This is a genomic window from Falsirhodobacter sp. 1013 (assembly GCF_051195255.1).
Taxonomy (GTDB): domain Bacteria; phylum Pseudomonadota; class Alphaproteobacteria; order Rhodobacterales; family Rhodobacteraceae; genus Falsirhodobacter.
Map to the genome: position 1 here is coordinate 14,593 of NZ_JBNJLK010000024.1, position 20,097 is coordinate 34,689.

At 65.7% G+C, this 20,097-nt stretch carries 22 protein-coding genes and 2 tRNA genes; 14 read left to right on the plus strand and 10 right to left on the minus strand.

What is annotated here, in order from left to right; genetic code table 11:
• The first annotated feature begins 151 nt into the window (after positions 1–151).
• Positions 152–2,857, plus strand: a complete 2,706-nt coding sequence (gene acnA, locus ACSHZY_RS17795; protein ID WP_435171432.1) for an aconitate hydratase AcnA — start codon at positions 152–154, stop codon at positions 2,855–2,857.
• A gap of 33 nt (positions 2,858–2,890) precedes the next feature.
• Here the strand turns inward: acnA and ACSHZY_RS17800 are convergent, their stop codons facing one another.
• Entirely contained in the window at positions 2,891–3,736 is an 846-nt protein-coding gene (locus tag ACSHZY_RS17800; protein ID WP_435171433.1) for an alpha/beta hydrolase, read from the minus strand.
• 90 nt (positions 3,737–3,826) lie between these two features.
• Between ACSHZY_RS17800 and ccmA the strand changes: the two genes are divergently transcribed.
• From ccmA to ACSHZY_RS17825, 5 genes are read left to right on the plus strand one after another with little or no spacing between them, the layout of a single operon-like run.
• Complete coding sequence (gene ccmA, locus ACSHZY_RS17805; protein WP_435171435.1) at positions 3,827–4,441, plus strand: heme ABC exporter ATP-binding protein CcmA; 615 nt, start codon at positions 3,827–3,829, stop codon at positions 4,439–4,441.
• Complete coding sequence (gene ccmB, locus ACSHZY_RS17810; RefSeq protein WP_435171436.1) at positions 4,438–5,094, plus strand: heme exporter protein CcmB; 657 nt, start codon at positions 4,438–4,440, stop codon at positions 5,092–5,094. The genes ccmA and ccmB overlap by 4 nt, the downstream gene beginning before the upstream one ends.
• A 36-nt stretch (positions 5,095–5,130) precedes the next feature.
• On the plus strand, positions 5,131–5,859 hold the full coding sequence (locus ACSHZY_RS17815) for a heme ABC transporter permease (RefSeq protein WP_435171438.1): 729 nt from the start codon (positions 5,131–5,133) through the stop codon (positions 5,857–5,859).
• The gene (gene ccmD / locus ACSHZY_RS17820) at positions 5,856–6,008 is read left to right on the plus strand and encodes a heme exporter protein CcmD (protein ID WP_435171440.1); all 153 of its coding nucleotides are present in this window, start codon (positions 5,856–5,858) and stop codon (positions 6,006–6,008) included. Before ACSHZY_RS17815 ends, ccmD begins: the two co-directional genes overlap by 4 nt.
• Positions 6,005–6,529 carry a DsbE family thiol:disulfide interchange protein gene (locus ACSHZY_RS17825; RefSeq protein WP_435171442.1) on the plus strand — a complete coding sequence of 175 codons (525 nt, stop codon included), beginning with the start codon at positions 6,005–6,007 and terminating at the stop codon, positions 6,527–6,529. The genes ccmD and ACSHZY_RS17825 overlap by 4 nt, the downstream gene beginning before the upstream one ends.
• Here the strand turns inward: ACSHZY_RS17825 and ACSHZY_RS17830 are convergent.
• Complete coding sequence (locus tag ACSHZY_RS17830) at positions 6,526–7,689, minus strand: NAD(P)/FAD-dependent oxidoreductase (protein WP_435171444.1); 1,164 nt, start codon at positions 7,687–7,689, stop codon at positions 6,526–6,528. The two genes, ACSHZY_RS17825 and ACSHZY_RS17830, sit on opposite strands and share 4 nt — an antisense overlap.
• Positions 7,690–7,795: 106 nt before the next feature.
• On the opposite strand from ACSHZY_RS17830, the gene ACSHZY_RS17835 reads away from it, so the two are divergent.
• Positions 7,796–7,870 (plus strand) — tRNA-Gln (locus ACSHZY_RS17835).
• Between the two features lie 114 nt (positions 7,871–7,984).
• On the opposite strand, the gene ACSHZY_RS17840 is transcribed toward ACSHZY_RS17835, so the two are convergent.
• From ACSHZY_RS17840 to ACSHZY_RS17850, 3 genes are all read right to left on the minus strand, one after another.
• Positions 7,985–8,926 (minus strand): bile acid:sodium symporter family protein, encoded by a 942-nt coding sequence (locus tag ACSHZY_RS17840; protein ID WP_435171446.1) that lies wholly within the window; start codon positions 8,924–8,926, stop codon positions 7,985–7,987.
• An 89-nt stretch (positions 8,927–9,015) separates the two neighbouring features.
• The gene (aroB, locus tag ACSHZY_RS17845; RefSeq protein ID WP_435171448.1) at positions 9,016–10,110 is read right to left on the minus strand and encodes a 3-dehydroquinate synthase; all 1,095 of its coding nucleotides are present in this window, start codon (positions 10,108–10,110) and stop codon (positions 9,016–9,018) included.
• Between the two features lies 1 nt (position 10,111).
• Positions 10,112–10,654: a shikimate kinase gene (locus ACSHZY_RS17850; RefSeq protein ID WP_435171471.1), complete on the minus strand. Its 543-nt coding sequence runs from the start codon at positions 10,652–10,654 to the stop codon at positions 10,112–10,114.
• Between the two features lie 130 nt (positions 10,655–10,784).
• Between ACSHZY_RS17850 and ACSHZY_RS17855 the strand changes: the two genes are divergently transcribed.
• From ACSHZY_RS17855 to ACSHZY_RS17870, 4 genes are all read left to right on the plus strand, one after another.
• Positions 10,785–10,919 (plus strand): hypothetical protein, encoded by a 135-nt coding sequence (locus tag ACSHZY_RS17855; protein WP_435171450.1) that lies wholly within the window; start codon positions 10,785–10,787, stop codon positions 10,917–10,919.
• Entirely contained in the window at positions 10,909–12,405 is a 1,497-nt protein-coding gene (locus tag ACSHZY_RS17860; RefSeq protein WP_435171452.1) for a hypothetical protein, read from the plus strand. Before ACSHZY_RS17855 ends, ACSHZY_RS17860 begins: the two co-directional genes overlap by 11 nt.
• A complete protein-coding gene (locus ACSHZY_RS17865; protein ID WP_435171454.1) occupies positions 12,405–13,310 on the plus strand; it encodes a site-specific tyrosine recombinase XerD in 906 nt (301 codons plus the stop codon). Before ACSHZY_RS17860 ends, ACSHZY_RS17865 begins: the two co-directional genes overlap by 1 nt.
• A 206-nt stretch (positions 13,311–13,516) precedes the next feature.
• Entirely contained in the window at positions 13,517–14,143 is a 627-nt protein-coding gene (locus ACSHZY_RS17870; protein WP_435171456.1) for an invasion associated locus B family protein, read from the plus strand.
• A gap of 28 nt (positions 14,144–14,171) precedes the next feature.
• Here ACSHZY_RS17870 and ACSHZY_RS17875 read toward each other — a convergent pair whose 3' ends face one another.
• The 3 genes from ACSHZY_RS17875 to lpxD are packed head-to-tail and all read right to left on the minus strand — an operon-like array spanning position 14,172 to position 16,755.
• Complete coding sequence (locus ACSHZY_RS17875; protein ID WP_435171457.1) at positions 14,172–15,380, minus strand: beta-ketoacyl-[acyl-carrier-protein] synthase family protein; 1,209 nt, start codon at positions 15,378–15,380, stop codon at positions 14,172–14,174.
• A complete protein-coding gene (locus ACSHZY_RS17880; RefSeq protein ID WP_435171459.1) occupies positions 15,377–15,637 on the minus strand; it encodes an acyl carrier protein in 261 nt (86 codons plus the stop codon). The genes ACSHZY_RS17875 and ACSHZY_RS17880 overlap by 4 nt, the downstream gene beginning before the upstream one ends.
• 26 nt (positions 15,638–15,663) lie before the next feature.
• Positions 15,664–16,755, minus strand: coding sequence for a UDP-3-O-(3-hydroxymyristoyl)glucosamine N-acyltransferase (gene lpxD / locus ACSHZY_RS17885; protein ID WP_435171461.1), 1,092 nt, complete (start codon positions 16,753–16,755; stop codon positions 15,664–15,666).
• A gap of 225 nt (positions 16,756–16,980) precedes the next feature.
• Between lpxD and ACSHZY_RS17890 the strand changes: the two genes are divergently transcribed.
• The gene (locus tag ACSHZY_RS17890) at positions 16,981–17,550 is read left to right on the plus strand and encodes a YcbK family protein (protein WP_435171463.1); all 570 of its coding nucleotides are present in this window, start codon (positions 16,981–16,983) and stop codon (positions 17,548–17,550) included.
• A 13-nt stretch (positions 17,551–17,563) separates the two neighbouring features.
• Here the strand turns inward: ACSHZY_RS17890 and ACSHZY_RS17895 are convergent, their stop codons facing one another.
• Positions 17,564–18,274: an RlmE family RNA methyltransferase gene (locus tag ACSHZY_RS17895; protein ID WP_435171465.1), complete on the minus strand. Its 711-nt coding sequence runs from the start codon at positions 18,272–18,274 to the stop codon at positions 17,564–17,566.
• Positions 18,274–19,380 (minus strand): Ppx/GppA phosphatase family protein, encoded by a 1,107-nt coding sequence (locus ACSHZY_RS17900; protein WP_435171467.1) that lies wholly within the window; start codon positions 19,378–19,380, stop codon positions 18,274–18,276. Before ACSHZY_RS17900 ends, ACSHZY_RS17895 begins: the two co-directional genes overlap by 1 nt.
• 117 nt (positions 19,381–19,497) lie before the next feature.
• Between ACSHZY_RS17900 and ACSHZY_RS17905 the strand changes: the two genes are divergently transcribed.
• The gene (locus tag ACSHZY_RS17905) at positions 19,498–19,983 is read left to right on the plus strand and encodes a fasciclin domain-containing protein (RefSeq protein WP_435171469.1); all 486 of its coding nucleotides are present in this window, start codon (positions 19,498–19,500) and stop codon (positions 19,981–19,983) included.
• Positions 19,984–19,992: 9 nt separating this feature from the next.
• A tRNA-Gly gene (locus ACSHZY_RS17910) sits at positions 19,993–20,066 on the plus strand.
• Positions 20,067–20,097: the final 31 nt, after the last annotated feature.

Here is a 20,097-nt window from a genome sequence, read left to right on the forward strand (position 1 = left end):
CAACGATTTGCGAGATATCGCGCCGATACTTTTCTGGCTGGCAAACCGGCATACATTCGTATACCGATAAGGCCGAGTCTTGCACCGTGTCGCCGAGGCTGGCATCACGGAGGCAGCGCCACCAACCCGAGCCAGTGCCAGGAGGCCCGCTATGACCGTCACCGTTGGCCATGACAGCCAAAAGACCCGCAAGACGCTTTCCGTCAACGGACAAAGCGTTGCGTATTATTCCATTCCGGCGGCCCAGGCGGCCGGTCTGGGCGATTTCGACAAGCTTCCTGCCGCGCTGAAGGTCGTGCTGGAAAACATGCTGCGCTTCGAGGATGGCAAGACCGTCACGGTCGAGGACATCAAGGCCTTCTCCGACTGGGGCAAGTCCGGCGGCAAGAACCCGCGTGAAATCGCCTACCGCCCCGCCCGCGTGCTGATGCAGGACTTCACCGGCGTTCCCGCAGTTGTTGACCTTGCCGCCATGCGCGACGGCATCCTTGGCCTTGGCGGCGACGCACAGAAGATCAACCCGCTGAACCCGGTGGACCTGGTCATCGACCATTCGGTCATGATCGACGAATTCGGCAACCCCCGCGCCTTCCAGATGAACGTGGATCTGGAATACGAGCGCAACATGGAGCGTTACACGTTCCTGAAATGGGGCCAGAAGGCGTTCAACAACTTCCGCGTGGTGCCCCCGGGAACCGGCATCTGCCATCAGGTGAACCTTGAATATCTGGCGCAGACGGTCTGGACCGATCAGGACCAGAACGGCGAGGAAGTGGCCTATCCGGACACGCTGGTCGGCACCGACAGCCACACCACCATGGTCAACGGTCTGGCCGTTCTGGGCTGGGGCGTCGGCGGGATCGAGGCCGAGGCCGCGATGCTCGGCCAACCCGTGTCCATGCTGATCCCCGAGGTCGTCGGCTTCAAGCTGACCGGCCGCATGATGGAAGGTACGACGGCGACCGACCTCGTGCTGAAGGTCGTGCAGATGCTGCGCAAGAAGGGCGTGGTCGGCAAGTTCGTCGAATTCTACGGCGAAGGCCTGGATCACCTGCCGCTGGCCGACCGTGCGACGATCGCCAACATGGCGCCCGAATATGGCGCGACCTGCGGCTTCTTCCCGATCGACGCGGAAACCCTTCGCTATCTGGAACAGACCGGCCGCGACAAGGACCGCATCGCGCTGGTCGAGGCCTATGCCAAGGAAAACGGCTTCTGGCGCGGCGCCGACTACGCGCCGATCTACACGGACACGCTCGAACTCGACATGGGCGAGATCGTGCCCGCCATCTCGGGTCCGAAGCGTCCGCAGGACTACACCCCGCTGACGAACTCGGTCGCGGGCTTCCGCTCCACGCTGGCCGATTACCGCAAGGTGGACGGCGAGGTTCTGGATCTGGTGAAATCCGTGCCGGTCGAGGGCAAGGACTACACGATCAACGACGGTTCGGTCGTGATCGCGGCCATCACCTCCTGCACCAACACCTCGAACCCCTACGTGATGATCGGGGCCGGTCTGGTGGCCCGCAAGGCGCGCGCCCTTGGCCTGACACGCAAGCCGTGGGTGAAGACCTCGCTGGCGCCGGGATCCCAGGTGGTTCAGGAGTATCTGGAGGCCGCGAACCTTCAGGAAGACCTCGACTATGTCGGCTTCAACCTGGTCGGTTTCGGCTGCACCACCTGCATCGGCAACTCCGGCCCGCTGGGCGATGCCGCGATCTCCAAGGCGATCAACGAGAATGATCTGGTGGCCACAGCCGTCCTGTCGGGCAACCGGAACTTCGAAGGCCGGATCAGCCCGGACGTGCGTGCGAACTACCTCGCCTCGCCCCCGCTGGTCGTGGCCTATGCCATCGCCGGCGACATGAACATCGACCTGACGACCCAGCCGCTGGGCCAGGACCAGAACGGCAACGACGTCTTCCTGAAGGACATCTGGCCCTCGAACGAGGAAATCGCGGATCTGGTCCACAAGACCGTGACGCGGGAAGCCTTCCAGAAGAAATACGCCGATGTGTTCAAGGGCGACGAGAAGTGGCAGGGCGTGGAGACGACCGACTCCGAAACCTACGACTGGCCGCCGACCTCCACCTACATCCAGAACCCGCCCTACTTCCAGGGGATGGCGAAGGAGCCGGGCGTCATCAGCAACATCAAGGACGCCAAGGTTCTGGCAATCCTCGGTGACATGATCACGACCGACCACATCTCGCCCGCGGGTTCGTTCAAGCCCACCACCCCGGCCGGCAAATACCTGACCGAGCGTCAGGTCCCGCAGAAGGATTTCAACTCCTACGGTTCGCGCCGCGGGAACCACGAGATCATGATGCGCGGCACCTTCGCCAACATCCGCATCAAGAACGAGATGCTGGACGGCGTCGAAGGCGGCTACACCAAGGGTCCGGACGGCGAACAGACGTCGATCTTCGACGCTTCGATGGCCTATCAGGAAGCCGGCACCCCGCTGGTCATCTTCGGCGGCATCGAATACGGCGCGGGCTCGTCGCGTGACTGGGCGGCCAAGGGCACAGCACTTCTGGGCGTGAAGGCCGTGATCGCCGAGTCGTTCGAGCGTATTCACCGGTCGAACCTGGTGGGCATGGGAGTCGTCCCGTTTGAATTCACGAACGGCGACACCCGCAAGAGCCTGAACCTGACCGGCGACGAGACGGTGAGCATCGAAGGTCTAGCCGGCGATCTGAAGCCGCTGTCGAACCTGCCCTGCACGATCACCTATGCCAACGGCACGGTGAAGACGATCGAGCTGAAATGCCGGATCGATACGGCGATCGAGATCGAGTACGTCGAAAATGGCGGCGTTCTGCACTACGTGCTGCGCAACCTCGCCAAGAGCTGAGAAGACAGGCCCCGGAGCGATCCGGGGCCTTTTTCATCGCGCGAAGGGCAAGGACAGCGGCAGCGACGCGCTCAAGGTCTGCCCATGCGCCAAGCCCTCGAAGACATGTTGCTTCACCGTCAGGTGCGGGTGGGTGCGCAGGCGTGCCACGAAGGCGTCCCGCCGTTCGGCCGCTTCGGCCTGATGTCGGCGGAAGGTGTCATCATCCATGTCGCCCCGCCGCCCTTCCGCATTGCTGTAGGCCAGAAGAAGCGACATGTCGCGGGCCAGCCCCACGGGCCTCACACGCTCCAGCACGCCGTTTCCCCACCATAGTGATGGGCTGATCGCCGCATAGCGGTCAAAGCTCTGCGGCGCGGTCAGAAGCGTCCAGAGGGTGAAGAGACCGCCATAGGAGTGTCCCGACAGAGTGCGGGTGGTGATGGACAAGCCGTCCTCGGCCGCGTCGCGCAGCGGTCCGGTCAGCCGCGGCAGGAACAGGTTCGTGCCGCCGATCGGACGCTCGGGCCGCTGCGGATCGGGCACAGGCCCGTGCGCGATCGGCGGGGTGTAATCCAGCGAGCGGCGGGTCGTGTCGAATCGTTCCTCCGTCGGATAGCCGATGCCCAGCACCGCCAGATCCGGCACACTCGCCAGAAGGTCCGGCGTCAGCGCGTCGAACATTCCGTTCCCGTCCAGAAGGTAAATGGCGCGCGTGGCACCTTTGCGCGGCAGCGCGCGGAAGATCCGGTAGCCTTCCGCTTCCTTCACCTCCAGCCGGTGGGTTGGCACGTTTGCCGTCAGGATCGCAAGCTCCGCCTTCGACGGCCGGAACTGCGCACGCGCAAGCGACGGGGCGGCAAGGGCGAGGCTCGCCATCATGAAACGTCGTGTCCACATATTTCCTACTCTTTTCGTGGGCATTAGAACCTCGCGGCACGAAAAGGAAAGTACCTTTTCCGGATGCCGGTCTTGCGATAGGCGACGGGCATGGAATTGCGTGTGTCCGATCTGACTTGCGCCCGCGGCGGGCTGATCGTCCTTCAGGGCGTGTCGCTGACGCTGCGCGCCAGTCAGGCCCTGATCCTGCGTGGCCCCAACGGTTCGGGAAAGACGACGCTGCTGCGCACGCTGGCGGGCCTGCAGCCGCCGGGCGCCGGCCAGATCGACGCGCCTGAGGATTCCATCACATATGCCTCTCACCTCGATGGGCTGAAGGCGACGCTGACGGTGCGGGAGAATCTTGCCTTCTGGGCACGGGTCCATGACCGGACGGTCGGGCAGACGCTGGCACGGATGAACCTGGACAAGTTGGCCGACCGTCCGGCCCAGGCGCTTTCGGCAGGGCAGAAACGGCGGCTGGGGCTGGCGCGCCTTCTGGTGACGGGACGGCCGATCTGGCTGCTGGACGAACCCACCGTGTCACTCGACGCGGCCTCGGTCGCGCTGTTCGCGAACGTGCTGCGGCAGCATCTGGCAGAGGGGGGTGCGGCCCTGATCGCGACGCATACCGACCTTGGCCTTGCGGCCGAGGTTCTGGACATGGACGCCTTCGTGGCGCGCGACATCGCGCCCCGTGGCGGTTTCGACGAGGCGTTCCTGTGATTGCCCTTCTGCTTCGGGATCTGCGCCTGTCTGTGCGGTCGGGCGGCGGCTTCGGGCTGGGGCTGGCCTTCTTCCTGCTGGTGACGATCCTCGTGCCGCTGGCCGTCGGCCCGGAAAGCGCCCTGCACGCCCGCATCGCGGCCGGCATCCTGTGGCTGGGCGCGCTTCTGGCCTGCCTTCTGTCGCTGGACCGCATCTTCGCCCTGGATCACGAGGATGGGTCGCTGGATCTCCTCGTGACCGCACCAATGCCGCTGGAGGGGATCGTCGCGATGAAGGCGCTGGCGCATTGGCTCGTCACGGGCCTGCCGCTGACACTGGCCGCGCCGGTGCTGGCCGTCCTGCTGAACCTTCCAGCGCAGGGTTACGGGTGGCTGTTCCTGTCGCTGCTGGTCGGCACGCCCGCGCTGTCGGTCATCGGCACCTTCGGGGCGGCCCTGATCGTGGGCCTGAAACGCGGCGGCCTGCTGCTGAGCTTGCTGGTCCTGCCGCTATACGTGCCCACCCTGATCTATGGCGCCGAGGTGGCAAAGCGCGGGGCAGATGGTTTGCCCGCGCTCGTGCCGCTGGCGCTTCTGGGGGCGATCAGCGCGGGCAGCGCGGCCCTGCTTCCTTTTGCCTCGGCGCAGGCGCTGCGGATCAATCTAAGATGACTTGTGCTGCGCGCGGAAAAGGATGAATCCACCTTCATGTCGATCTGGGAATACGCGAATCCACGGAAGTTCATGCAAGTCTCGGGGCGGTTCCTGCCCTGGGTGGCGGGAATGGCCACCCTGTGCCTGGTCGTGGGTCTGATCTGGGGCTTCTTCTTCACGCCGGACGACTACCGGCAGGGCGCCACCGTCAAGATCATTTTCCTGCACGTTCCCTCCGCCCTTGTCGCCATCAACGGCTGGATGGTGATGCTGGTCGCGTCCCTGATCTGGCTGATCCGGCGGCACCACGTGTCGGCGCTGGTGGCCAAGGCCGCAGCACCCGTGGGGATCACCATGACGCTGATCGCCCTGATGACGGGCGCGCTCTGGGGCCAGCCGATGTGGGGCACCTGGTGGGCGTGGGACCCGCGGCTGACCTCGTTCCTGATCCTGTTCATGTTCTATGGGGGCTACATCGCGCTGTGGCAGGCGATCGAGGATCCGGACACCGCCGCCGACCTTACCTCGGTCCTGTGCATGGTGGGATCGGTCTTCGCCATCCTGTCGCGCTATGCCGTGCTGTTCTGGAATCAGGGGCTGCACCAGGGCGCCTCGCTGTCGCTCGACAAGGAGGAGCATATGGCCGACGCCTACTGGTACCCGCTGCTGCTGTGCATGGGGGGCTTCATGCTGCTGTTCCTGGCGCTGGTCCTGCTGCGCACGCGGACCGAGGTGCGGCGTCGTCGCCTGCAGGCCCTGATCCTGAGGGAGCGGATGGCATGATGCCCGATCTTGGAAAATACGCGGGCGCGGTGTTGGGCGCCTATGGCCTGTCGCTGCTGCTGATCGTGGGACTGGTGGCGCTGTCGGTGTGGCAGGCCGTGCGGATGCACGCCCGTCTGCGGGATGTGGAGGAACGGGGCAAGGAATGAAGCCGCTGATCCTGATCCCTCCGCTGGCCTTCGCCGGTCTTGCCGCACTGTTCTGGTTCGGCATGATGCGCACCGATCCGGACGCCCTTCCAACGGCGTTCGAAGGCAAGCCCGCCCCCGCCATGGCCGCCGCCCCCTTGGGCACCGGCGCGGCCCCCACGGACGCGCAGCTGCGGTCGGGCGGGGTGAAGCTGGTCAACTTCTGGGCCAGCTGGTGCGCGCCCTGCCGGCAGGAGCATCCGGTGCTGGAACAGCTGGCCGCCGAGGGGGTGCAGATCATTGGCGTCAACTACAAGGACCGGTCGGAGAACGCGCTCGGTTTTCTGGAAGAACTCGGCGACCCCTACGCCGTCAAGGGCGCGGACGAGACGGGGCGCATGGGCCTGAACTGGGGCCTTTACGGCGTGCCGGAAACCTTCGTGATCGACGGCGAGGGCAAGGTGCTGGCTCGCATCGCGGGGCCGATCACGCAGCGGACGGTGGACACCGTCCTGCAACCGGCGCTGCAGGCGGGCGGCTAGACCGCCTGCCCCGCGGCCCAGCCCGACGACCAGGCCCACTGGAAGTTGTAGCCGCCAAGCCAGCCTGTCACGTCCACCACCTCACCCACGAAATGCAGGCCCGGCACGCGCCGCGCTTCCAGCGTGCGGGGGTCCAACTCCTCGGTGTCGACGCCGCCCAGCGTGACCTCGGCGGTGCGGTAGCCTTCGGTGCCCACGGGTTTCAGCTGCCACGCGTGCACCTGGCGCTCGATCGCCTCGATCGCGCCGTTGGACAGCGCGCCGATCGCGCCGGTGACGCCGCAGATCTCCTCCATCCGCCGGGCCAGCTTTTCCGGCATGTGCCGCGTCAGCGCGGTCCGCAGCGCGATTCGAGGCTGCTCGCTGCGCAGTTGGCGCAGGTCGGCCGACAGGCTGCGACCGGGCAGGACGTCCACGGTCAGCCCATCCCCCTCGCGCCAATAGCTGGAGGCCTGGAGGATCGCAGGGCCGGACAGGCCGCGATGGGTGAACAGCAACGCTTCGTCAAAGCTGGCACCGGTGGTCACCCGGGCTTCCAACGCGATGCCGGACAGGGGTTGCAGATGTATCAGCTCCTGTTCGGCGAAGGTCAGGGGCACCAGCGCGGGCCGCGTCTCGATCACGTTCAGCCCGAACTGGGTGGCCAGTTGATAGCCGAAGCCCGACGCCCCCATCTTCGGGATGGACTTGCCGCCTGTGGCCACGACCACGCGCTCCGCTTCCACCACCCCGCGCGAGGTGACGACGCGGAAGCCGCTCTCCACCTTCTCCACGCTGGTGCCCAGCCAGAGCTGGACGCCTGCGGCGCACATCTGGTCCAGCAGCATCTTCACGATCTGGGTGGAGGGGCCGTCGCAGAACAGTTGACCCAGTGTCTTTTCATGCCAGGCGATTCCCGCCTCGTCCACGCGGGCCACAAAATCCCACTGGGTGTGGCGTTTCAGGGCCGACAGCGCGAAGCGCGGGTTGCGCGACAAAAACCGGTCCGCCGCGATTCCGGTGTTGGTGAAGTTGCACCGCCCCCCGCCCGAGATTCGGATCTTTTCGCCCGCCGCCTTGGCATGGTCGATGACAAGGACGCGGCGTCCGCGGCGGGCTGCTTCGATGGCGCAGTACATGCCGGCCGCGCCGGCCCCAAGGATGACAATATCGGTTTTCATGGCTCTGTCCCTAGCCCTCCCCGAAGTTTTCGACAACGCGAGATTTTTTTGTCGAATGCCTCTTGCAGCACCCGAAAGCTCCGGCTAAACACCGCCTCACGCAAGTTGGGGCGTCGCCAAGTGGTAAGGCAGCGGTTTTTGGTACCGCCATTCGCAGGTTCGAATCCTGCCGCCCCAGCCAAGTTCTTCCAGACATTTCAAGACTGTTAGCGGCCTGAACGGGCCGCTTTGCGTCGTTCGTGTTGGGATCGTTCTTCGGGTTCCCCGGCGCAGGCGGCCGGAAAACCCTGATGCTTCAGACACGGTCCGCGGGATCCGTCCGTCGCGAGAAGTAGTTGGCCACCAGCGCGCCAGAGATGTTGTGCCACACGCTGAAGATGGCGCTTGGCACCGCCGCCAGCGGCGAGAAGTAGGCCGTGGCCAGCGCCGCCCCAAGGCCCGAGTTCTGCATCCCCACCTCGATCGCGATCGCCTTGCGTTTGGCAAGGCTCAGCCCGCAGGCGCGGGCCGCCCAGAACCCGATCAGGTAGCCCAGCCCATTGTGCAGCACGACCACGGCGAAGATGGTCAGCCCCGACTGGATGATCGCGCCCTTGGAGGCACCGACAACGGCGGCCACGATCAGGACGATCCCGATGACGCTGACCAGCGGCAGCGCCGGCACCGCGGCCCGCACGAAACCCGGCAGCAGCTTCTGCGCGACGAAACCAAGCGCCAGTGGCAGCAGCACCACCTTCACGATGGACAGGAACATCGCCCCGGCGTCCACGGGCAGATATTCGCTGGCCAGCATCAGCACCAGGAAGGGCGTGACCAGCGGCGCCAGAAGCGTCGTCACGCTGGTGCAGGCCACCGACAGCGCCACGTCACCCTTGGACAGATATGTCATCACGTTGCTGGAGGTGCCGCCGGGGCAGCATCCGACCAAGATCACGCCTGCCGCCACCTCGGCCGGCATCGGGATCACCTTTGTCAGGATCACGGCCAGACCCGGCATGATGATGAACTGCGCCAGAACCCCGACGCCCACCTCGATCGGGCGGCGCACGACTTCCTGAAAATCCTTCGCGGACAGGGTCAGCCCCATCCCGAACATGATGATGCCCAGCAGCGTGACGATCCAAGGCGCCAGCTGCTTGAACGTGTCGGGCAGCAGAAAGCCCGCCGCCGCAAATACGATCACCCAAAGTGCAAATGTCTTGCCGACAAAGGCCGAAACCCTTGCAATTATCTTCATATTATCCCCCTTGAACGCAATAAAGTTGCGCTATTACGTAGGGGACGCTTACGGGGACGGGGGGCGGAGATCAAGCCGCGATGCGGCTGTCAGCGGCCTTCCAGAACCTCGATCACCTTTTCGGCGGGCACGTCGTCGGCGATGAAGGCGTCGCCGATCCCGTTCATCAGGATGAAGCGCAGGCGGCCGTCGACCACCTTCTTGTCCTGCCCCATCAGTGCCAGAAGCGCGCGGGCGTCCGGCAGGTCGCCCGGAATGTCCGACAGCGCCGCCTTCATTCCCATCGCCCGCAGATGCGCCGCCACGCGCGAGGGCGCTTCCTGCGGCAGAAGCCCCAGCTTCCGGCTGAGATCGGCGGCCAACAGGCAGCCGATCGCCACGCCTTCGCCGTGCAGCAGCCGGTCGGAATAGCCGGTCGCCTTTTCCAGCGCATGGCAGAAGGTGTGGCCAAGGTTCAGAAGCGCGCGCTCCCCTTCCTCGGTTTCGTCGCGGGCGACGATGGCGGCCTTCATGCCGACGGAATGGCCGACGGCGTGCAGACGCAGGGCGTCCTCCCCCTGCATCCGCGGGCCGTTCACCTCCAGCCACTCAAAGAAAGCGGCGTCGCCCAGCAGGCCGTATTTCACGACTTCGCCATAGCCAGCCCGAAATTCCCGCACCGGCAGCGTGTCAAGCGCACCGATATCGGCCAGGACCAGCGAGGGTTGGTGGAACGCGCCGACAAGGTTCTTGCCCTGCGCCGTGTTGATGCCGGTCTTCCCGCCCACGGAACTGTCCACCATCGCCAGAAGCGAGGTCGGTATCTGCACGAAGCGCACGCCCCGCCGCAGCACGGCGGCCGCAAAGCCCGCAAGGTCACCGATCACACCGCCGCCCAGGGCGATGACGATGTCCCGACGCTCCACCTTCTGTTCCAGAAGCCATTCCACCGTGCGCGTGAAATGGGGCCAGCTTTTCGTGGCCTCCCCCGCAGGCAGGATCAGCGCGTCTACGGCGATGCCCGCCGCCTCCAGCCCGGCGCGCAGGCTGGGAAGTTGGGTGGTGGCCACATTCTCGTCCGTGACGACCACGACCTTCGGGCGGCGCAGAAGCGGCTGAAGATGCTGTGCGGCGGATTCGATCAGGCCGCGCCCGATGCGCACGTCATAGCTGCGGCTGCCAAGGGCGACGGGAACGGTCTTCATCTCAATCCTCCATGACATCGGGATAGGCGGCCAGCGCTTCCTGCACCCGCTGGGCCATCCGCTCCACGCTGGTGCCGCGTTTGCTGGGAACGGTGATGCAGGCCTGGGCATAAATGCCTTCGCGCGCGGCCAGAAGATCGGCCAGTGTGCGGCGCGGGTTGGGCGTGCGCAGCAAAGGCCGCGTGTTGCGGTTGCGCACGCGCTGCCACAAGGTGTCCAGATCCGCGCTCAGCCACACGGATACGCCCTTGTCGCGGATCAGGTCGCGATTCGCCTCGGCAAGGAACGCACCGCCGCCGGTGGACAGGACGGAAGGCGCGCCTTGAAGCAACCGCTCCAGCACCTGCGTTTCGCGCGCGCGGAAAAACTCCTCCCCGTCGCGGGCGAAGATCTCGGGGATGGTGCGGTGGGCGGCGGCCTCGATCTCATGATCGGTGTCGACAAAGGGAACGCCCAGCTGGCGCGCCAATTGCGTGCCCACGGCGGTTTTGCCCGCGCCCATCATGCCCACAAGAACGACGGTTTTCTTCAGCCGCGTCACGATCGTGCCATCTCCGTCCGCTTTTCCTGTCCGCCGGCTGGTCGCCTGCGGCGTTATGCGGTAATGGCGTGAACCGAAAGCGATTGCCATATATAAATCGGACAGACGCCGAAACGGCGCAGAGGGCGGAAAGATGGGTCTTATCATCAAGGCGGTGCTGATCATTGCAGTGCTGATCTTCCTGGGGCTGACGGGCTATGCCTATCTGGGCGACCTGACCCCCCCGCAAACCGAGGTTACGGCGCCGGTGACGCTGGATGGGAACTAGGCACGCCCTTGTGCTGACGCTGTGCCTTGCCCCCGGCCTTGCCGGGGCCGAAGCGCCCATGTCCGCCATCGACTGGCTGTCGCAGTCCGTCACGGCACCCCCGCCCCCCGCAGCGCCGCCGGAACCGCCGCAGACGACGGTGCCCGACGCGCCGGTGCTGGATGTCGCGGGCCTTCTGACGCCGCGCCAGACGGGGCTTTCCCGTGACCTCTGGGGCGCCGGATCGTCCCGAGTGATCGCGGAGAAGATCACGGCCATGCCGGTCAACACCCTGCCCGCCCTTCACGAACTGGCGATGAACGTGCTTCTGGCCGAAACCCATGCCCCGCGGGATGCGGGGACCGAAGGCCTCGTATTCTTTGCGCGGCTGGACAAGCTGCTGGCGGTGGGCGCGCTGGAACAGGCGCAGGCGCTGCTGGACGTGTCGGGTGCCGCGGAGGCAAAGGCCTTCCGCCGCCAGTTCGACATCGCCCTTCTTCTGGGGACCGAAGATCGGGCGTGCGAAACGCTGGATGCGGCGCCGCAGCTGGCGCCGACCTATCCCGCCCGCATCTATTGCACCGCCCGCACCGGCGACTGGTCGGCCGCCGTGGTGGTGCTGCACTCCGCGCAGGCCCTTGGCCTGATCACGCCCGAGGAAGACGCCCTCATCTCCCGCTTCCTGGATCCGGAGCTGTTCGAGGGGGAGCCGCCCTTGCCGCCGCCGCCCCGCCCGACGCCCTTGGAATGGCGCATGTTCGAGGCGATCGGCGAGCCGCTTCCGACGCTGACCCTGCCCTTGGCCTATGCCCATGCCGAACTGCGCGATTCCTCTGGCTGGAAGGCGCAACTGGACGCGGCGGAGCGGCTGACCCGTGCCGGGGTTCTGGATCCGAATCGGCTTCTCGGCCTCTACACTCTCCAGCGACCGGCGGCCTCGGGTGGGGTGTGGGACCGGGCGGACGCCATCCAGACGCTGGATCGGGCGGTGACCGAAGGCGACGCCCGTGCGGCGGCGCAGGCCCTGCCGCTGGCGTGGTCCGCCATGGCGGGGGCGGAGCTTGAGGTTGCGTTTTCGCGCATGTACGCGCCGCAGCTTCTGGCCCTGCCACTGATGGGCGACGCGGCGCTGATGGCGGCGCGGATGGGCCTTCTGACGGGGCGGCTGGACGGGGTGCAGACCCTGAACGCCTCCGCCAATGCCGAGGATCGTTTCCTGACGGCAATTGCCACGGGATCGCCCGCGACGGCGCCGACAGTGGATGGGCTGTCCCGTGCCATCGCCGGGGGCTTCTCCAGCGACCCCGTCCCACCCGAGGCGGACGAGCTGCTGTCCGAGCAGCGTCGGGGCGAGGCGCTGCTGCTGGCGATGACCATGCTGTCGCGCGGTGCGCAGGGCGATCTTCAGGGCGTGACTGAGGGGATTTCCACACTCCGCGCCTTGGGGTTGGAGCCGGCGGCGCGGCGTGTGGCCCTGCAACTGATGATCCTGGAACGGCGCGGCTGATGTCGGAACGCTGGATCTCGCTGTTTCTGGACGCGCAGGCCGCCGATGTGGGCGCGGCGCGCAACACGCTTCTGGCCTATGGGCGGGACCTGAAGGACTTCCTGTGCTGGCTGGAGCGGCGGGAGGCCAGCTTCACCACCGCCGATCGCACGATGGTGGAGGATTACCTGATCTTCTGCGACGCTCAGGGCCTGTCGAAGGCGACCCGCGCCCGCCGGCTGGTGTCCATCCGGCAGTTCTACCGCTTCCTGCACGAGGAAGGGCTGCGCGAGGACAATCCTGCGATCCGCCTGAAGGGGCCGGGCACGGACAAGCGCCTTCCCGGAACCCTCAGCATCGACGAGGTGGACCGGCTGCTGGAATCGGCCCGCGAACGGGGGCGTGGCGACGCCCTTCAGGTGCGCAACCGCTGCCTGATGGAGCTGTTGTACGCTACGGGCATGCGCGTGTCCGAACTGGTGGGCCTGCCTGTCGCCGCCGCGCGCGGTGATCCCCAGATGCTACTTGTGCGCGGAAAAGGCGGCAAGGAACGTCTCGTGCCTCTGTCTCCCCCGGCACGTGAGGCGCTTATGGCCTGGCTGGCGCGGCGGGATTCCGACGAAGGGGATGCCGAGTCGAAGTTCCTGTTTCCGGGCCGTGGTGCCACGGGCCACCTGACGCGGGAGTATTTCTTCCGTCTGATCCAGCAGATCGCGGGCGATGCGGGCATCTCCCCGTCCCGCGTGACGCCCCACACGCTGCGCCACGCCTTCGCAACCCATCTTCTGGCGGGCGGGGCCGATCTGCGGGCCATCCAGTTGATGCTGGGCCACGCCGATATCGGCACGGTGGAGATCTACACACATGTTCTGGACGAGCAGTTGAAGAACCTTGTCCTGAACCATCATCCGCTGGCCAAGGACTGACGGCCCGTCACGGCGACGTCACGATTGGGTGTTGACGCATGTCCCTGCGGCGCATAGCCTCAGCCCCAATAAGTCGGCCCGTCCGACAGGGGGTTCATAAAGGGGAAAGGGCGGACCGAAGGGTCGGCCCTTTCCTCATTTTCGCGCCTGACAGGGTGGAACGCGCATGCTAAGCCCGTTTCGGAACCACTTGAGGACCGAACTGCATGTCCAAGACCCTCTCCACCCTTCTTGCCCTGACCTTCGGAATGTCGCTGGCCCACGCCACGCTGGCGCAGGAAACGGCACCTGCCGCGCCTGCCCCCGCACCGGCACCGGCCGCCACGGCCGATGACGCGTCCGGACAGGACCTCAGCATGGGCCAGACGGCCGAAGACCAGAACCCGATGAAGGTGGCCGGCACCTTCGGCGAATGGGAGCAGCGCTGCATCGCCGACGAAGCCGGCAAGGACCGCTGCCAGCTGTACCAGCTGCTGCAGGACAACGACGGCAACAACGTGGCCGAATTCAGCATGTTCAACCTGCCCGCCGGCCAGCAGGCCGCGGCCGGCGCGACGGTCATCGTCCCGCTGGAAACGCTGCTGACCGCGAACCTGTCGCTGAAGGTCGACAGCGCACAGGCCAAGATCTACCCCTACACCTGGTGCAGTTCGGTCGGGTGCGTGGCCCGGATCGGCTTCACGCAGGCCGAGGTGGACGCACTGAAGAAGGGCTCCGCGGCGCAGCTGACGCTGGTGCCGGTGGTGGCGCCGGACCAGAAGGTCGTCCTTGACCTGTCGCTGTCAGGCTTCACGGCGGGATATGACGCGGTCGTCGCGGCCAACGCGAAGTGACACGAAGGCCCCGGAGCGACCCGGGGCCCTACGCCTTCCGCAGGGCCAGAACCGCGTTCAGCCCGCCGAAGGCAAAGGCGTTCGACAAAGCGACCTTCACCTTCGCCTCGCGCGCCACATTCGGAACCACGTTCAGCGCGCATTCCGGGTCCGGCTCCTCGTAGCCGATGGTGGGGGCGATGATGCCGTCCCGCAGGGCCATGATGCAGGCCAGAAGCTCCACCGCGCCGGTGCCACCGATCAGGTGCCCGTGCATCGACTTGGTGGAGGAGATCATCAGCCGGTCCGCATGCGGCCCGAAGACATCCGCCACCGCCGCGCATTCCGTCTTGTCGTTCGCCGCCGTGCCGGTGCCGTGGGCGTTGATATAGCCCACCTCGTCCCCGTTCAGGCGCGCGTCGCGCAGCGCTCCGGCGATGGCCCGCGCGGCACCCTGCTTGTTCGGCATCACGATGTCCGACGCGTCGGAGGTCATGGCAAAACCCACCACCTCGGCCAGGATCTCGGCGCCGCGCGCGCGGGCGTGCTCATGCTCCTCGAACACAAAGATGGCAGCGCCCTCGCCCTGCACCATGCCGTTGCGGTTCAGGCTGAAGGGGCGGCAGGCGTCGCGCGACATGACGCGCAGCCCCTCCCACGCCTTGATGCCGCCAAAGCACAGCATGGATTCGGATCCGCCGGTCAGCATCACCTGCGTCATGCCAGACCGGATCATGTGAAACGCCTGGCCCATCGCGTGATTGGAACTGGCGCAGGCCGTGGCCACCGTGAAGCTGGGCCCCTTGAGGTTGAACTCCATCGACAGGTGGCTGGCGGCCGCGTTGTTCATCAGCTTGGGCACGACGAAGGGGTGAACGCGGTTCTTCTTCTCCTCGTACACCGTGCGATAGTTGTCGTCCCAGGTGTTCACGCCACCCGCCGCGGTGCCCAGCACCACGCCGGCCTGGTAGCTCAGCCGGCCGTCGAAGTTCAGGCCGGACTGCGCCACGGCCTCGCGTCCCGCAAGAAGGGTGAACTGCGTGAACTTGTCGTAAAGCGCGATTTGCTGGCGGTTGAAGCGCGCCTCCGGGTCCCAGTCATGGACCTGACCGCCGATCTGGATGCTCAGCCGGTCCTTGTCGCGGATGTCGAGCTCGGTGATGCCGCAGCGGGCTTCGCGAAACGCCTCGAACGTGCCCTTCACGTCATGGGCCAGCGCGTTGATCGTGCCGGCCCCCGTGATGACGACGCGCTTCATACCCGCGCGGCCACCAGATCCTCCACCGCCGCCACGATGGAGCCGACGGAGGAGATGTCGAACTGGCCAGCCGCCGGTTCGTTGGCGTTGAAGGGAACGGAAACGTCGAACGTTTCCTCGATCGCGAAGATCGTTTCCACCAGGGCCATGCTGTCGATCCCAAGCTCGGCCAAGGTGGAGGCGGGCGTCACCTCCGACGGATCAAGAAGCGCCTGATCGGCGATGATCCGGATGACCTTGTCTTCCACCGTGTCCATCGTAGATCCTCTTGGTCGGGGCAGGCTCAATCTTCTTGCACATCCTTTGAAACGATTTTTTGAAGCTCCTTCACCGTGGCCGAAAGGCGCGGAAGACGGCGCAGGGCCTTCTGCATCTCCACATGCGCGTCCATCTTCACGGCAGGGTAGCCCAGAAGCACACGGCCCGCTGGCGCGTTGCTGAGGATCTTGGTGCCGCCGCCCGCGATCACGTCATCCCCGATGAAGATGTTGTCGGACACGCCCACCTGCCCCGCCAGCACCACGCGGTCCCCGATCCGGACGGAGCCGGCGACGCCCACCAGGCCGCACAGCAGGCAGTCCTTTCCGACACGCACGTTGTGACCAAGGTGGACAAGGTTGTCGATCTTGGTGCCGCTGCCCACGATCGTGTCGCGGATCGTGCCGCGGTCGATGGTGGAATTGGCCCCCACCTCCACGTCATCGCCGATCTGGACGGATCCCAGCGAATGGATGCGGGTCCAGGCCTGCTCGCGGATGCCTTCGCGCAGGCCAAGCGTTTCGCGAATCTCCTCGATGCCGGATTTTTCCGGGGTGACGAAGCTGAGGCCGTCATTGCCGATGGCGCAGCCCGGTTGGGCGATGAAGCGGTCACCGATCCGCACGCGCGCGCCGATCTTGGCGCCGGTCAGGATCAGCGCGTCGTCGCCGATCTGCGCGCCTTCGCCGATCGCCACGTGGGAGGCGATGCGCGCGTTGCGTCCGATGACGGCCCCCGCCCCGACGGTGACGAAGGGGCCGATGGCCGCGCCTTCGCCGATCATCGCCGTGGGGTCCACCACCGTCATGGCATGGATGCCGGGGGCGATCAGCGGACCCTTGTCCATCATGCGCGACAGTCCGGCCATGGCCAGACGGCCGCGGGGCGCGATGATGGCGGCCTTCAGCCCTAGGGAACGCCAATCGGCGCCCGGCCACACCATGGCGGCCTGTGCGCTGCCCTCGCCAAGGCCCTCGGCGTATTTGGGATCCATGGCCAAGGCCAGATCGTGCGCCGTGGCAGAGGCGGGCTCGGCCACGCCGCTGATCGCGATGTCCAGATCGCCCTCGGCCTCGGCCCCGATGGCGGCGGCGATGTCGCGGATGGTGTGTGTCATGATACGCTCCGTCTTTGGGACTGATCTAAACCTCGGCCGGTCGAAGTGCCACCCCAGCCCTCATATGGTGTGTTTCGGCGCGATTACGCCGAGGGGTGGCGTGACGCAGCGGAACGGGCCGTAAAAACTTTTGGAAATTCCGTCCAAATGCGTCATAAATTAACTCATCAATCACGAAGACCTCGCAAACAAGAGGCCGTGACAGAAATTGGGACAGGCAGACTGATGGCAGGACAATCCTTTCCGGCGTTGACGCGGCGTGGTCTTCTGGGAGCCTTTGCGGCGACGGTGGTCGTGGCGGCCCCTTCGGCGTCGAACGCATTCGGTTTTCTTCGGGGTGCAGGCGATGTGCGGCGCGTTCGCATGTACAATGGACGCACCGGTGAATCGCTGGACTCGATCTACTGGATCGAAGGGCAGTACATCCCGGAATCCTTGCAGGACGTGAACCGCTTCGTCCGCGACTGGCGCACGAACGAGATCATCAATTTCGACGCGCGCACGCTGGACATCCTGGCCGCCTCCCACGCGCTGATGGACACGAACGAACCCTACCTGCTGCTGTCGGGCTATCGTTCGCCCAAGACGAACGCGATGCTTCGGTCGCAATCCGAAGGCGTGGCGCGCAACTCGCTGCACATGTCCGGCAAGGCGGCCGACGTGCGTCTGAAGTCCCGCTCCGTGTCGCAGATGGCCCGCGCGGCTGAGGCATGCTCGGCCGGTGGCGTCGGTCGCTATTCGGGGTCGAACTTCGTGCACATGGATTGCGGCGCCGTCCGCCACTGGGGCGCTTGAGGGTCGCGGGGCGTCACGGACGCCCGCGGAACCCCATCGCCACCACGAACTTTTCCGAAGAATCAGCGCGTGAAGCTGGCGGCTTCACATTGGCGACCTTGTTGAAGTTGCGCTTCAGAAGAGTTTGAAGCTCATTCTCCGCGCCACCGGCCAGAACCTTGGCGACGAAGGTGCCGCCCTCCTCCAGCACATCGAAGGCAAAGAAGGCCGCGGCCTCGCACAGCGCGATGATGCGCAGGTGGTCGGTGCCCTTGTGGCCGGAGGATGCGGCGGCCATGTCGCTCATCACGACATCGGCCGGGCCACCCAGCCAGTCCTTCACCTTCTGATCGGCGTCATCTTCCAGGAAATCCAGCTGATGGACCTCGGCGCCAGAGATCGGCTCCACTTCCTGAAGGTCAACGCCCAGCACCGTCCCCTGCGGCTTGTTCGGCTTCTGTCCCAACGCGTTCACACGGTCCACCGCCACCTGGCACCAGCCGCCGGGGGCGCAACCCAGATCGACGACGCGCGAGCCCGGCTTCAGGAAGCCGAACTTGTCGTCCAGCTCCAGAATTTTGAAGGCGGCGCGTCCGCGATAGCCTTCCTTCTTCGCTCGCTGCACGTAGGGGTCGTTCAGCTGCCGTTCCAGCCACAGGGTCGAGGACAGCTTGCGCCCTTTCGCCGTCTTGACGCGCACCCGCAGATCGCGCTGGCCCCGTCCGGAGGTGTTCTTTTCCGTCATCACAGTGGTCCGTCTTCCAGAACGCCGTCCGCGTTCATCTGTTGATAGAGCAAGCCTTCCCGCAAACCGCGATCGGCCACCGAAAGGCGGTCCGTCGGCCAGATCCGCATCAGCGCTTGAAGGATCGCGGCACCCGACATGATCAGGCTGTGCCGGTCACGCCCGATTTGCGGATCCACGCGCCGCCCTTCCGGGCCAAGCGCCAGATAATCGCGGATCACCTGGTCGATCTGGTCGGACGTCATGTGCAGGCCGTCCACCTTCGTGCGGTCATAGCGTCGCAGCCGCAGGAACGACGCCGCGACCGTCGTGATCGTGCCTGACGTGCCAATGATCTGGAACCCGTCGCGCGTGTTCTCGCAGTTGTAGGGCGAAAAGCTGGACAGGTTCTCCTCGAAGAACCAGCTCATCAGCGCAAAGCGTGCGGCGTCATCTTCCACATCCGCGAACTGGTCCTTCAGCGTGGCCACGCCCAAAGGCACGGAAATCCAGTCCACCACACGGGCCGCACCGCGACGCGGCTTGAACCCGTTGTGCAGCGCCATGATGGACCGTGCGCGCTGATCGGGCGCCACCTCCGAAAGGTCGATCCAGACGAGTTCGGTGGAGCCCCCGCCGATGTCGATCACCAGCAGCTGTTCCGTCTTGGGATTGACCAGCGGCGCGCAGGAGATGACGGCCAGCCGGGCCTCTTCCTCGGGATTGATGATCTCCAGCTGCAGGCCGGTTTCGCGCCGGACCATGCGGATGAAATCCCGCGCATTGCGGGCACGGCGGCAGGCTTCGGTCGCGACCAACCGCATCCGCCGCACGCGGTGCTTTTCCAGCTTCTTCTGACAGATGCGCAACGCCTGAACCGTGCGCCCCATGGAGGCACGCGAAAGCCGGCCGGATGCTTCCAGCCCTAGGCCCAACTGCACGGTCTTGGAAAAACTGTCCACGACCTGAAAGTGACTGCCCTTGGGCTCGGCAATCAACATGCGGCAACTGTTGGTACCCAGATCCAGCGCCGCATAAAGCGTGGACCCGGGCGAGGCGGCGGAAGGTTCGACCCGCGCGGATTCGACGGGGAGCGCGTCCGCACCTCTGGGACGCTCGGGCGCCATTGAATCGCCCTCCAATTCGGTTAACCCCTACAGTATGTCCCTGCCACGCCTGTTGCAAGGCCACGGGGAACCGGACCGGCGGCCTTGCGTTACAAAGCTGTGATGAAGGAGTGTGCCATGCGCTGGATCCTGCTTGCCGCGACCTGCCTGATGCCCCTGCCCTCGTTGGCGGCAAACGTCTATGATTTCGCGGCGGAGACGCCGGGCTTTACCCGGTTCGCCGCGCTGATGCGTCAGACGGGGATTGATCGCGCACTGTCGAATCCCGGTCCCTACACGATCTTCGCGCCGCAGGATTCCGCCTTCGCGAAACTGCCGGCCGGTTTGGATCGTGAAAGGCTAGTGCAGATCCTGACCTGCCACATGGCCCCCACCCGTGCTCTGACCGATGTTCTTGCCACCGGGCGTCCTGCGGTGGTCCGCACTGTCGGCGGCTGCCGGATTTCCATGTATCGCACGCAGGACGGAATCATGCTGCGCGACGACGCAGGGCGCGAACACCGGCTGACGGCGGCGGACATCCCGCGGTCCAACGGCGTCATCCACACGGTTGATTCGCTTATTCTTCCCGCTATTGACGCCTCGTCCGACGTGAATTACTGAAGGCACGTCGCGGGTGTAGCTCAATGGTAGAGCAGAAGCTTCCCAAGCTTACGACGAGGGTTCGATTCCCTTCACCCGCTCCATCCTATTACAGTCTAACATATTGACGGCGCT